This is a genomic window from Streptomyces sp. NPDC001709 (genome assembly GCF_053596375.1).
Map to the genome: position 1 here is coordinate 113318 of NZ_JBSFGB010000020.1, position 12147 is coordinate 125464.

10 protein-coding genes are annotated in these 12147 nt (G+C 69.5%); 1 reads left to right on the top strand and 9 read right to left on the bottom strand.

From position 1 onward, the window contains the following. Nucleotides 1-138: 138 nt before the first annotated feature. The 6 genes from ACWC0C_RS27565 to betA form a co-directional block, all read right to left on the bottom strand. Nucleotides 139-1104 carry an ABC transporter substrate-binding protein gene (locus ACWC0C_RS27565; protein ID WP_449194456.1) on the bottom strand — a complete coding sequence of 322 codons (966 nt, stop codon included), beginning with the start codon at nucleotides 1102-1104 and terminating at the stop codon, nucleotides 139-141. Nucleotides 1105-1133: 29 nt separating this feature from the next. Next, entirely contained in the window at nucleotides 1134-3110 is a 1977-nt protein-coding gene (locus tag ACWC0C_RS27570) for an ABC transporter permease (RefSeq protein ID WP_450866547.1), read from the bottom strand. Beyond that, entirely contained in the window at nucleotides 3110-4201 is a 1092-nt protein-coding gene (locus tag ACWC0C_RS27575; RefSeq protein WP_449194458.1) for a quaternary amine ABC transporter ATP-binding protein, read from the bottom strand. Before ACWC0C_RS27575 ends, ACWC0C_RS27570 begins: the two co-directional genes overlap by 1 nt. 19 nt (nucleotides 4202-4220) lie before the next feature. After that, a complete protein-coding gene (locus ACWC0C_RS27580; RefSeq protein ID WP_450866548.1) occupies nucleotides 4221-5690 on the bottom strand; it encodes an aldehyde dehydrogenase family protein in 1470 nt (489 codons plus the stop codon). Nucleotides 5691-5799: 109 nt separating this feature from the next. Beyond that, on the bottom strand, nucleotides 5800-6636 hold the full coding sequence (locus ACWC0C_RS27585; protein WP_450866550.1) for a 5,10-methylenetetrahydrofolate reductase: 837 nt from the start codon (nucleotides 6634-6636) through the stop codon (nucleotides 5800-5802). A 3-nt stretch (nucleotides 6637-6639) separates the two neighbouring features. Next, nucleotides 6640-8310 carry a choline dehydrogenase gene (betA, locus tag ACWC0C_RS27590; protein WP_449194461.1) on the bottom strand — a complete coding sequence of 557 codons (1671 nt, stop codon included), beginning with the start codon at nucleotides 8308-8310 and terminating at the stop codon, nucleotides 6640-6642. A 150-nt stretch (nucleotides 8311-8460) separates the two neighbouring features. On the opposite strand from betA, the gene ACWC0C_RS27595 reads away from it, so the two are divergent. Continuing rightward, the gene (locus ACWC0C_RS27595; RefSeq protein WP_449194462.1) at nucleotides 8461-9258 is read left to right on the top strand and encodes an IclR family transcriptional regulator; all 798 of its coding nucleotides are present in this window, start codon (nucleotides 8461-8463) and stop codon (nucleotides 9256-9258) included. A gap of 87 nt (nucleotides 9259-9345) precedes the next feature. On the opposite strand, the gene ACWC0C_RS27600 is transcribed toward ACWC0C_RS27595, so the two are convergent. From ACWC0C_RS27600 to ACWC0C_RS27610, 3 genes are all read right to left on the bottom strand, one after another. Beyond that, a complete protein-coding gene (locus ACWC0C_RS27600; protein WP_449194463.1) occupies nucleotides 9346-10479 on the bottom strand; it encodes an aromatic ring-hydroxylating oxygenase subunit alpha in 1134 nt (377 codons plus the stop codon). A gap of 130 nt (nucleotides 10480-10609) precedes the next feature. After that, the gene (locus tag ACWC0C_RS27605; protein ID WP_450866552.1) at nucleotides 10610-11779 is read right to left on the bottom strand and encodes an NAD(P)/FAD-dependent oxidoreductase; all 1170 of its coding nucleotides are present in this window, start codon (nucleotides 11777-11779) and stop codon (nucleotides 10610-10612) included. Continuing rightward, nucleotides 11776-12138 carry a bifunctional 3-phenylpropionate/cinnamic acid dioxygenase ferredoxin subunit gene (locus tag ACWC0C_RS27610; RefSeq protein ID WP_388629857.1) on the bottom strand — a complete coding sequence of 121 codons (363 nt, stop codon included), beginning with the start codon at nucleotides 12136-12138 and terminating at the stop codon, nucleotides 11776-11778. Before ACWC0C_RS27610 ends, ACWC0C_RS27605 begins: the two co-directional genes overlap by 4 nt. Nucleotides 12139-12147: the final 9 nt, after the last annotated feature.

Consider the following 12147-nt stretch of genomic DNA (forward strand, 5'->3'; position numbering starts at 1 on the left):
ATGTGCCCGTCGGCATGGAGGGTGTCAAGGGGTCGGTGACGTCGGAAAACGGCCCGGAACACGGCAATGCCCGGCGGGCGGTGCGCACAGCTGCACACCGCCCGCCGGGCGTCACGACCGGCCTGTTCCCGACCCGTCCTATTTCAGCCAGGCGTCGACCTTGTCGCGGTGCGCGTCGACCCACTTCTTGGCCGCCGCGTCGTCCGACATCTTGTCCACGGCGATGTACTTGGCCACGGTGTTCTGGTCGTCGTTCGTCCAGTTGAACTTCTTCACCAGGTTGTAGGCGGGACCACCGGACTTGGCGAACCGGGCACTGACGATCTTGTCCAGGTCGTAGACGGGGTAGTCGCAGGCGACCTTCGCCGCGTCGGCGTCGCAGCCCGTCGTGTACTTGGGCAGGTTGACCTTCACCAGCGGTACTTCCGACATGAACCACTGCGGTTCGTAGAAGTAGCCGATCATCCATTGCTTGTTCTTCTCGGCGGTGCGGTAGGCCTGGATGAGCGCCGTCTCGCTGCCCGCGTACACCACCTTGAAGTTCAGCTTCAGGTTCTTGACCAGGGCGGCGTCGTTGGTGACGTACGACGGGTCGCCGTCGAGCAGCTGGCCCTTGCCGCCCGACTCGGACGTCTTGAATTTATCGGCGTACTTGTTGAGGTTCTTGAAGTCGGTGATGTCCGGGTGCGCCTTGGCCAGCCACGGCGGCACAAACCAGCCGATGACGCCCTTGTTGCCGGTCGAGCCCGCCTCCACGGCGGTCTTCTGCCCGGTGATGTACTTCTTCTTCAGATCGTCGTGGCCCCAGTTCTCCAGGACGGCGTCGACCTCGCCGGTCCCGAAGCCCTGCCAGGCGATCTCCTCCTTCAGGTCCTTCTTCTGGACCGTACAGCCGAGGTCGTGCTGCGCCACGTACGCGACGACCGCCGCGTCCGCCTCGTAGCCGACCCACGGGTTGACGGCCAGATTGAAGGTGCCGCACTTGCCGCCCGAGGACTTCGAGCCTCCGGAGGTGCTGTCGCCGACCTTCGCCCCTCCGCACGCCGTGAGGGTGAGGCCGAGGACGGCCAGGCCGGCAGCGCCGGCTCGCCAGTGTCTTGCCATGGTGTCGTGCTCCTTATGCCTGGTGCGTCTTATGCCCGGGTGCGTCGCGCCGCAGCCTGCGTGATCCGGTCGAACATGACTCCGAGCAGTACGATGGCGAGCCCCGCCGCCAGCCCCTTTCCGTACAGCTGTCCCTGCGAGAATCCGGCCACGACGTCGTAGCCGAGGGCGCCTGCCCCTACCAGGCCGCCCACCACAACCATCGACAGCACATAGATCAGACCCTGGTTGGTCGCGAGGGTCAGGGCACTGCGTGCCATCGGCAGTTGGACCTTGGTGATGATCTGCCAGGTGTTGCACCCGGACGAGGTGGCCGCCTCCACCGTGGACTCGGACACGTTCCGCACCCCGTCCGCGATGATCTTGATGGCGACGGGCGCCGCGTAGACGACGGCGGCGACGATCGCGGTGAACCGGGTGGCGCCGAAGAGGGCCAGGAACGGCACCAGATAGACGAACGGCGGCATGACCTGTGCGGCGTCCAGGGTGGGCCGCACCAGCCGGTCCACGAGCCGGCTGCGCCCCATCCAGACGCCGAAGACGACACCCAGCAGCATCACCAGAACCGTGGCCACGGCGGTCGAGGCGAGGGTCGTCATGCCGTCCGACCACACGCCCGTGCCGACCAGCAGCCCGACACACACGGCGGCGATCGCCCCGGCGCGCCAACCGCCGAGCACCACGCCGAGCCCGGCCAGGACGGCGCCGACCAGCCACCACGGGGAGTCGGTGAGCAGCGTCTGGAACGGGTTGAGCAGACCGGTGGTGATGACGTCCCGCAGGCCGTTGGTCAGGCCGGAGAGGTGGTCCTGCAGCCAGGTGGTCGTCGTGTCGGCGGCCCTGGCGATGTGACTGCCGGTGCTGCCGCTGCCGGGGAACTCGGCCGCCCAGACGTAGGTGTGGGAGAGGTAGACGAGGACGGCGGCGCCGATCCCGCCCGCCGCCAGCAGCGGGCGGCGCCACTTCGTCAGGCGGCCACCGCTGCGCCGGGCCGCGTCGGCGCGTCCGGCCGCCGCCGTGGTGACCCGGTCGAGCACGATGGCCATGACGACGATGGCGAGGCCGGCGTTGAAGGCCGTACCGACGTCGAGGGACTGCAGGGCCTGGACGACGGTCTTGCCGAGGCCGGGCGCGTCGATCAGGGCGGCGATCGTCACCATGGCCAGGGCGGCCATGATGGTCTGGTTGACGCCCATGACCACCGTCCGCTTCGACATCGGCAGCAGTACCTTCAGCAACTGCTGCGTCCGCGTGGTGCCGAGCGAGCCGGCCGCCTCGACGGTGGTCTCGGGCACGGAGCGGATGGCGTGCGCGGTGATGCGGATCGCGGGCGGTGCCGCGTAGATCACCGTGGTGATCACGGCGGAGGCCCCGCCGATGAGGAAGATCAGGGTCAGCGGGGCGAGGTAGACGAAGGTCGGCATCGTCTGCATGAAGTCCAGGAAGGGCGTCATGATCCGGTTGAACCGGTCGGAGAGACCGGCCCACACACCGAGCGGGATGCCGATGAGCAGCGCCACGAGGACCGCCGACAGGGTCAGCGCCAGCGTGTCCATGCTCTCCTGCCACAGGCCCTGGAGCCCGAAGAAGGTGAAACCGGCCACGGCCAGCAGGGCGACCCGCCAGTTGCCCACGGCCCAGGAGACGTAGCCGGTGAGTCCGACGACGCCGAGCCAGCCGATCTGCGGGACCGGGCGGGAGCCGGTGGGCTGGGAGATCAGGGACTGGACGAAGGTCACCAGGTTGTCGATGGCCAGCCGGATCTCGTTGAAGAAGTACAGGAAGAGCGGGTTGGAGTTGCGGTTGGCGCCGATGGTGTCGTTGACGTCGTTCAGCCAGCGGTGCAGGCCGGTGAGGTCGGCGGCGGCGAGGGTCAGCGTCTGCCGCCCGCGCAGCACGGCGAAGAGCACCAGCCAGGCGATCAGGATGGCCGCCACCACCAGGGGGCGGCTGACCTTCTTACGTATCGTCGCGACCGGCGCGGTCGCGTCGGCGACGACGGCCATCACGCACCGCCTTCCTGTCCGGCGACGACCGCGAGGATCTCCTCGTCGCCGACGATGCCGAGCAGCTTGCCGTCCTCGACGACCTTGACCGGCTTCTCGGCGGCCAGTACCGCCCGGGTGGCCTCGCGCACCACGACGTCCGGTCCCAACTCGGGCCCGTCGAGGGCGTCTTCTGGCTCCACCGGACGCATGATCCAGCGCAGGGTGAGGACATCGCCGCGCGGCACGTCCTTCACGAAGTCGCGTACGTAGTCGTCGGCCGGGGCGCCGACCAGTTCGTCGCCGGTGCCGCACTGGACCATCTTGCCGTCGCGCATGATCAGGATGCGGTCGCCCAGCTTCAGGGCCTCGGACAGGTCGTGGGTGATGAACACCATCGTCTTGCCGACCTCGTGGTGCAGGCGGATGACCTCGCTCTGCATGTCGCGGCGGATCAGCGGGTCGAGGGCGGAGAACGGCTCGTCGAAGAAGAGGACGTCGGGGTCGCCGGCGAGGGCGCGGGCGAGGCCGACGCGCTGCTGCATACCGCCGGAGAGCTGGTCGGGGTAGGAGTTCTCGTATCCGGCCAGGCCCACCAGTTCGACGGTCTCCAGCGCGCGCTTGATGCGCTGGGCCTTGCCCATGCCCCGTATCTCCAGGCCGAACGCCACGTTGTCGACGACCCTGCGGTGCGGCAGCAGACCGAAGTGCTGGAAGACCATGGAGAACTTGCTGCGCCTGAGCTCGCGCAGCCGCCTGGCGTCGGCGCCGCGGATGTCCTCGCCCTCGAAGACGACCTCACCGGCGGTGGGTTCGATCAGCCGGGTCAGACATCGCACCAGGGTGGACTTGCCGGAGCCGGACAGGCCCATGACGACGAAGACCTCGCCGGGTGACACCTCGAAGTTGACGTCACGGACGGCGGCGGTGCATCCGGTGCGGTCCATCAGCTCGCGGCGGGTGAGTCCGCACAGCTCCTCGGAGCCCGGCACCTCCTCGGCCTTCGGCCCGAACACCTTCCACAGCCGGCGCACGGAGATGACCGGGGTGCGATCCTTGGGGTCCTGGGACGTGTCGCGCGGCTGCGACACCTCGGTCTGTGCTGGGGTCATGTTCGACCTCTTTCGGCGTTCAGCCGCGGAACCAGTGCTGCGGCCGGGGTTGGATGTTCTGCCAGACGTGCTTGGGCTCTCGGTATTCGTCTAGGCCGGTCGGTCCCAGCTCACGGCCGACGCCCGAGTGCCCGAAACCGCCCCATTCCGCTTGCGGCACATAGGGGTGGTAGTCGTTGATCCACACGGTGCCGTGGCGCAGCCTGCGGGCCACCCGCTGGGCCTTGCCCGCGTCCTCGGTCCAGACGGCTCCGGCGAGGCCGTACTCGGTGTCGTTGGCGATGCGGACGGCGTCGTCCTCGTCGTGGAAGCGCTCGACGGTGAGCACGGGTCCGAAGGACTCCTCGTGCACCACGCGCATGTCCTGCCGGCACTCGTCGAGGACGGTGGGCGGGTAGTAGAAGCCGCCTGCGAGCGCGGGGTCGTCGGGGCGTTCGCCGCCACAGCGCAGTACGGCGCCCTCGGCGAGCCCCGTGGCGACGTACGCCTCGACCTTCTCGCGGTGCTGTGCGGAGATCAGCGCACCGGTCTCGGCCTCGGGGTCGAAAGGCCCGCCCAGGCGGATCCGCCGGGCGCGGCGTACGACCTCGTCGACGAAGGCGTCGTGGATCGAGTCCTCGACGACGAGGCGGGCGCCGGCCGAGCAGACCTGCCCGGAGTGCAGGAAGACGGCGGTGAGCGCGAAGTCGACGGCCGTCTCGAAGTCGGCGTCGGCGAAGACCACGTTCGGGTTCTTGCCGCCGAGTTCCAGCGCGACCTTCTTCACCGTCGCCGCGGCGGTGGCCATGATGCGCCGCCCGGTCTCCAGTCCTCCGGTGAAGGACACCATGTCGACGGCCGGGTGCTCGGCGAGCGGCGCGCCCGCCTCGGCTCCGGCGCCCAGCACCAGATTGGCGGCGCCGGCCGGAAGCCCTGCCTCTTCGAGCGCCTTCATCAGCAGGATCGAGGTGGAGGGAGTGAGTTCGCTGGGCTTGAGGACGACGGTGTTGCCCGCGAGGAGGGCGGGGGCGACCTTCCAACTGGCCTGCAGCAGCGGGTAGTTCCAGGGGGTGATCAGTCCGCACACCCCGACCGGCTCGTAGGTGACCCGGCTCAGCGCGTCGTCGCGGCCCGTGTCGACCACCCGCCCCGCGCTGGTGCCGGCGATGCCGCCGTAGTAGCGGAAGCAGGAGACGACGTCGGCGACGTCGTACTCGCTCTCGACCAGGCGCTTGCCGGTGTCGAGCGACTCGGCGCGGGCAATGTCCTTGGCGTCGCGCTCGAGGATGTCGGCGGTGCGCAGCAGCAGTGCGCCGCGCTCACGCTCGGGGGTACGGGGCCAGGGGCCCTCGTCGAAAGCGCGGCGCGCGGCGGCGATCGCCGCCTCGGTGTCGGGGCGGGTCGCCTCCGAGACCGTGGCGACCGGCGTGCCGTCCGCCGGACAGCGGATCTCCCGGTGACCGCCGGCCACCGGTGCGCGCCATTCCCCGTCCACGTACAGATCTGTCACGGCCGCGCCCTTCGAATGAATTCGTTGCGCATTGTGCATTCAATTGCTTGTGGTGGAACACCCTGGCTGACTGGGCCGACGCCCGTCAAGGGGTCGGCGGATCCCGATTTCAGGCGCCCAGCCGGTCCAGAAGGGCACGGCGCCAACGCTCCGTCTCGGCGATCTGGTTGAAGGTGAACAGGTGCAGCCCGGCCACCGCCGCCTCGGGCCCGGCGAACGCCTCGGCGCCGCGGGTGAGCAGTCGCCCGGGGTCGTATCCACCAGGGGTCGCGAAGCGCAGGAACCAGGAGGGGTGCCGGGTGAGAAAGCGCGTCGACTCCCCCACTCCGATCTTCGTCGCCATGGACAGCAGCTTCGCCCGCTGGACGGGCCCGGCGACGCCCACGTACACGGGCAGGGTGACGTCCCGGCGCCGGATCCGGGCGATCCAGTCGCCGAGGACGCGCGGGTCGAAACACAGATTGCTGACGATGTACGTGGCGTGCGTCCGCTTGTCCCACATCGACTGGATGGTGATGTCGTCGTGGATGAGCGGATGGCTCTCCGGGTAGCCGGTGATGCCCAGGTCGGCGAAGGGGCTGCCCAGGTCGCTCAGCCCGCGCAGCACCGGCAGTGCTCCGCGGTACGGCCCGGCCGGCGGATCGGCGTCACCCGCCGGCACGAAGACGTCCTCGACGTGCGCCGCGCGCAGCCGTTCGGCGACGTCCTTCAGGTGCGTGTCGTCCCGCAGCAGCCGTGCGGGCACGTGCGGGACGACGCGGTAACCGTGTGCCGCGAGCCGTTCGGTGAGGCCGAGCGTCGGCTCCAGGCCCTTGACCGGCGACGCCGTGACCGTGACCACGACCTCGCGGGGCACATGGGCGAGGACCTTCTCCTCGGTCGCCTTCGCCGGCAGCACCTCGTAGCGGACGCGGGTGAGCAGCGCCCGCAGGGCGTCGGCGCCCATGGCTCACCCGGCCTGCTTCTGGGCGTCCCGGTGCCGGTAGTAGGCGGCCTTGGAGGGCGCCGCCGGCTCCTTGCCGAGGATGAGGTCGGCCGCCTTCTCGGCGATCATCATCACCGGTGCGTAGATGTTGCCGTTGGTGACGTACGGCATCACCGAGGCGTCCACCACGCGCAGCCCTTCCAGCCCGTGCACCCGCATGGTGAGCGGGTCGACGACGGACATCTCGTCGGTGCCCATCTTGCAGGTGCACGAGGGATGCAGGGCGGTCTCGCCCTCCTTGGCGACCCAGGCGAGGATCTCCTCGTCGCTCTCGACGGAGGGTCCGGGCGATATCTCGCCGGCGTTGTAGGGGGCGAGGGCGGGCTGGTTGAGGATCCTGCGGGCGACGCGGATCGCCTCGACCCACTCCCGGCGGTCCTGCTCGGTGGAGAGGTAGTTGAAGCGCAGCGCGGGCTTGACCCGCGGGTCCCTGCTCCTGATCTTCACCGATCCGATGGCGTCCGAGTACATGGGCCCGACGTGCACCTGGTACCCGTGGCCGCCGGACGGCGAGGAGCCGTCGTAGCGGACGGCGACCGGCAGGAAGTGGAACATCAGGTTGGGGTAGTCCACGTCCTCGTTGCTGCGGGCGAAGCCGCCCGCCTCGAAGTGGTTGGTGGCCGCGGGACCCTTGCGGAACAGCCACTGCAGTCCGATGAAGGGGGCGCGCCACTTCGCCATGTACGGCTGCATGGAGACGGGCTGCTTGCAGCCGTACTGGACGTAGACCTCCAGGTGGTCCTGCATGTTCTCGCCGACACCCGGCAGGTCGTGGACGACGTCGACACCCAGGGCGCGCAGCTCTTCGGCGTTGCCGACGCCGGAGAGCTGCAGCAGCTGCGGGGAGTTGATCGCGCCGCCGCACAGGATGACCTCGCCGGCGCGGACCTGCTGGGGAGCGCCCCTGCCACGCCGGTACTCGACGCCTACGGCCCGCTTGCCCTCGAACAGCACCCGGGTGACGAGCGCACGCGTCTTCACCGTGAGGTTCGGCCGCTTCATCGCCGGCTTGAGGTACGCCTTCGAGGCCGAGAGCCGGCGCCCGCGGTGGACGTTGCGGTCGAACTTGGCGAATCCCTCCTGCCGGTAGCCGTTGACATCGTCCGTCGGCGCGTAGCCCGCCTCCTGGGTGGCCTGGAGGAAGGCGGTGAAGAGCGGGTTGGTCGCGGGACCGCGTTCGAGGACGAGGGGGCCGTCATGGCCGCGGAACTCGTCGTCGGGGTCGGCCGCGAGACAGTTCTCCATCCGGCGGAAGTACGGCAGACAGTGGGCGTAGTCCCAGGTCTCCATGCCGGGCTCGGCCGCCCAGCGCTCGTAGTCCAGGGGGTTGCCGCGCTGGAAGATCATGCCGTTGATGCTGCTGGAACCGCCGAGCACCTTGCCCCGGGCGTGGTAGATGCGCCGGCCGCCCATGTGCGGCTCGGGCTCGGACTCGTACTTCCAGTCGTAGAAGCGGCTGCCTATGGGATAGGTCAGCGCCGCGGGCATGTGGATGAAGACGTCCCAGGGGTAGTCGGAGCGGCCCGCCTCCAGGACGAGCACCCGGTTGCCGGGATCGGCGGAGAGCCGGTTCGCCAGTGCGCTGCCGGCGGATCCACCGCCGACGATGACGAAGTCGTACTGCAAGGGAGCCATGGTGCCTCGTCTCGCTCGCGCCGTTGATGTGCGGGCATGCTAATACGGGTATCGCTATGCGCACTAGGTTGCGGACGGCGCAACTTGTAAGATCTTTGTTCACACCGCGTTACTTGCCCGTGTGTTGTTTACCGTGCGTATAGTTCCGCTATGAGCAACTACAGTCCGGATAGCGAAACGAACGGTTCACCACCCGGCGGGGTGCAGTCCGTGGACCGCGCCATCAGCGTCCTCGAGATCCTGGCCCAGCGTGGCGAGGCAGGCGTGAGCGAGGTGGCCGCCGAGATCGATGTGCACAAGTCGACCGCGTTCCGTCTGCTCGGCGCCCTGGAGGCGCGCGGGCTGGTGGAGCAGTCGGGCGAGCGCGGAAAGTACCGGCTCGGCTTCGGCATCGTACGACTGGCGGGCGCTGTCACGGGGCGTATCGACATCACCCAGCAGGGTCGTCCGGTGTGTGAGCGCCTGGCCGAGGAGATCGGCGAGACGGTCAACATCGCCGTGATGCAGGAGCACTACGCGATCAACCTCTACCAGGTGCGCGGCACGGCCGCCGTCACCGCGCACAACTGGGTCGGCCAGCTGACCCCGGTGCACGCCACCTCCAGCGGCAAGATCATGCTGGCTCACCTGGCCGCCAAGGAACGCGCCGCGCTGCTCACGGAGGCCGGCCTGAAGAAGCTGACCCCCCACACGATCTCCTCGAAGGCGAAGCTCGAGAAGAACCTCGCCGAGGCCCGGGAGCGCGGTTACGCCTGGACGCTGGAGGAGTTGGAGATCGGGCTGCACGCCATGGCCGCCCCGATCCGTGACCGGGAAGGCCGGGTCATCGCGTCGATCAGCGCATCGGGACCCTCGTACCGGTTCACCGAGGAGCGCATGCACGAGCTGGCTCCGGTGCTCGTCAAGGGCGCCGAGGAGATCAGCCATCGCATGGGATACCTCGGCTGAGCACACGGAGCACGACCGCCGCATGGCCCGCGTACGCCCCCCGCGCGGGCCACGGTCGCCCCTCCGGTACGGCACACCGCCTCCGCGTCACTCCGGCTGCCGCGTGCCGAGACGCTCGTTCACCCAGTCGTGGAAGGCGCCGATGTGGTGCTCACTGGGCACGAGCACGCCACCCTTGGCGTACAGCCGCGAGCCCATCCCCGGCTGGGTGCGTTCGCAGGCGTCGAAGTCCTGGCGGTTGACCCGGTCGAAGAGCTCCACTGACCGGCTGACGTCCTTGCCGCTCTCCACGACGTGCGGGAGGTAGAGCCAGTCGCACTCGACGACCGTGCGGTCGACGGCCACCGGGTACATCCGGTGGAAGATCACGTGGTCCGGCACGAGATTGATGAACACCTGCGGCTTGACGGTGATCGCGTAGTACCGCCGGTCCTGGTCCTCGGAGACTCCGGGGATGCGGTCCAGGCCCTCGGAGCCGTCGACCGTGAAGCCCTGGACGTCCGCGCCGAACTCTGCGCCGTGGCCGACGTAGTACTGGGCGGCGTAGCCGTCGGCGAACTCCGGGAGGACTTCGGTGAGTTCGGGGTGGATCGTGGCGCAGTGGTAGCACTCCATGAAGTTCTCGATGATGAGCTTCCAGTTCGCCTTGACGTCGTAGACGATCCGCTTGCCCACCGAGAGGTTCGCGATGTCGTAGCGGTCGATCGACGCGGTGTCGCCGAGCCGTTCGATCACCGCCCCGATCACGTCCTCCTCGAAGGAGGGCGGGTTCTCCGCCAGGCACACCCAGACATAGCCGAGCCACTCGCGGACGGCCACGCTCACCAGGCCGTACTCGGTGCGGCCGATGTCCGGCATCTTGGTCAGGTTGGGCGCCGCGACGAGCTTGCCGTTCAGGTCGTAGGTCCAGGCGTGGTACGGGCACTGGAAGGCCCGCTTCACCTCGCCCGTCTCGTCGGTGCAGAGCTTGGCTCCGCGGTGCCGGCACACATTGAAGTAGGCACGGACGGCGTTGTCACGCCCCCGGGTGACGAGGATGCTCTCGCGCCCCACGTCCACCGTGCGGAAGGCGCCGGGCTTCGGCAGGTCCGCGGCGCGGGCGACGCAGAACCACATCGTCTCGAAGATGCGCTCCTGCTCCTGGGCGAAGGTTCCGGGGTCCGTGTAGGCGGAGCCGGGAAGGGTGGCGATCAGGCTGTCCGGCAGGCTTGTCGAGGTCAACGCGGCACTCCTCGGGAAACGTCGTGGAAAGTTCAGTCACGTGCCGGGAAGAGCGACTTCATACAACGTTGTACATGAAGCAACAAGGCGTGTCATGTGCAACGCAGCATGAGAGGTCGCCGGCGCGCTGTCAAGATGCCGTGGCGGTGGCGGTGAACTGCTTGCGCCAGCGGGTGAACAGCCGCGGCTGGTTCATGCCGAGCACGGCGACCGGCCGGCCCGCCGTGCGGTACACGGCCAGAAAGCTGCGGTCGTCGGTCGAGCCATCCTCGACCGTCACGCTGTCGGCCCCTGCGGCATGGCCGACGAACTGGATCTTCACGCCATACTGATCGGACCAGAAGTACGGCGGCCTGGGAACGCCCGGCTCGGTCGCACCGTAGGCGAGCAGCACGGCGACGGCGGCGTCCGGCCGTTCCAGTGCGCCGCTCCAGTGCTCGACCCTGCGGTGGGCCCCGGTGTGCGGGTCGTACCAGTTGGCGCAGTCGCCCACGGCGACCACCCCGGCCACGCTCGTGCGGCCGTCGACGCCGCACTTCACGCCGTTGTCGAGCGCGACGCCGGAACCCTCCAGCCACTCGACACAGGGACGCGCACCCACACCGACGACGACGGTGTCGGCGGGGATGCTGCGGCCGTCCTCCAGCAGCACGGCATCGACTCGGTGCTCCCCGCTCAGCCCCTTGACCCCCACGCCGCACAGCAGCCGCACGCCGTGGTCGGCGTGGAGGGCGGAGACGACCCTGCCCATGGCCTCGCCGAGCGGTCCGGCCAGCGGCGTCGGCGCCGCCTCGACCACGGTCACGTCGAGACCGAGGGCGTACGCCGTGGAGGCGACCTCGGCGCCGATGAACCCACCGCCGATCACCACCAGCCGTCCGCCCCGGGCCAGGTCGTCCCGCAGGGCGCGGGCGTCGTCGAGCGTGCGCAGCACATGGACGCCGGCGAGACCTTCGGTGCCGGGGAGGGTGCGGGCGGCCGCGCCGGTCGCGATGACCACGCCGTCGGCGCGAATCTCGCGGCCGTCGGCGAGCCGGACCGCCCGCTCGCCGCGGTCGAGTCCGGCGGCGCGGGCGCCGAGCACCCACTCCGCCCCGAGCTCCTCGTCGTCCCTCTCCAGCGCCAGTTCCGCTTCGCCGAGGGCACCGGCCAGGAACTCCTTGGACAACGGCGGCCTGTCGTACGGGCGGTGGGGCTCGTCTCCGACGAGGACCAGCCGGCCGTCGTACCCCCGCTTCCGCAGCGAGCGCGCGGCCGACAGACCGGCCAGCGAGGCGCCGACCACGGCAACGGTCCTCACGCGGGACCGCCGGCCAGGCGGGCGGCGACGCACGGCGGGAGGTTGGGGGCCTCGGTGGAGAGCCGTACGTGGACCATGCCGTCCTCGACGACGACCTCGTGGGTACGGACCGGGAGCTTGGCCGGCGGTGCGTCCACGGCTCCGGTCCTGAGGTCGAACTTGGAGGCATGCAGGGGGCATTCCACCTCGCAGCCCTCCAGCCAGCCGTCGGCGAGCGACGCGTCCTGGTGGGTGCAGGTGTCGTCGATGGCGAAGAGCTCGCCGTCGTCGGTGTGGAACACCGACACGGGCGGGTCGATGTCGAGCCGGTGGGCCTCGCCTCGCGGCAGATCCGCGAGTCGGCACGCGGGAATCATCATGACACCTCG

Excerpts from the sequence above, each read along its gene's own strand:
- betA (WP_449194461.1), bottom strand. The coding sequence starts at position 8,310 with ATGGCTCCCTTGCAGTACGACTTCGTCATCGTCGGCGGTGGATCCGCC.
- ACWC0C_RS27585 (WP_450866550.1), bottom strand. The coding sequence starts at position 6,636 with ATGGGCGCCGACGCCCTGCGGGCGCTGCTCACCCGCGTCCGCTACGAG.
- ACWC0C_RS27575 (WP_449194458.1), bottom strand. The coding sequence starts at position 4,201 with ATGACCCCAGCACAGACCGAGGTGTCGCAGCCGCGCGACACGTCCCAG.
- ACWC0C_RS27595 (WP_449194462.1), top strand. The coding sequence starts at position 8,461 with ATGAGCAACTACAGTCCGGATAGCGAAACGAACGGTTCACCACCCGGC.
- ACWC0C_RS27570 (WP_450866547.1), bottom strand. The coding sequence starts at position 3,110 with ATGGCCGTCGTCGCCGACGCGACCGCGCCGGTCGCGACGATACGTAAG.
- ACWC0C_RS27565 (WP_449194456.1), bottom strand. The coding sequence starts at position 1,104 with ATGGCAAGACACTGGCGAGCCGGCGCTGCCGGCCTGGCCGTCCTCGGC.
- ACWC0C_RS27610 (WP_388629857.1), bottom strand. The coding sequence starts at position 12,138 with ATGATGATTCCCGCGTGCCGACTCGCGGATCTGCCGCGAGGCGAGGCC.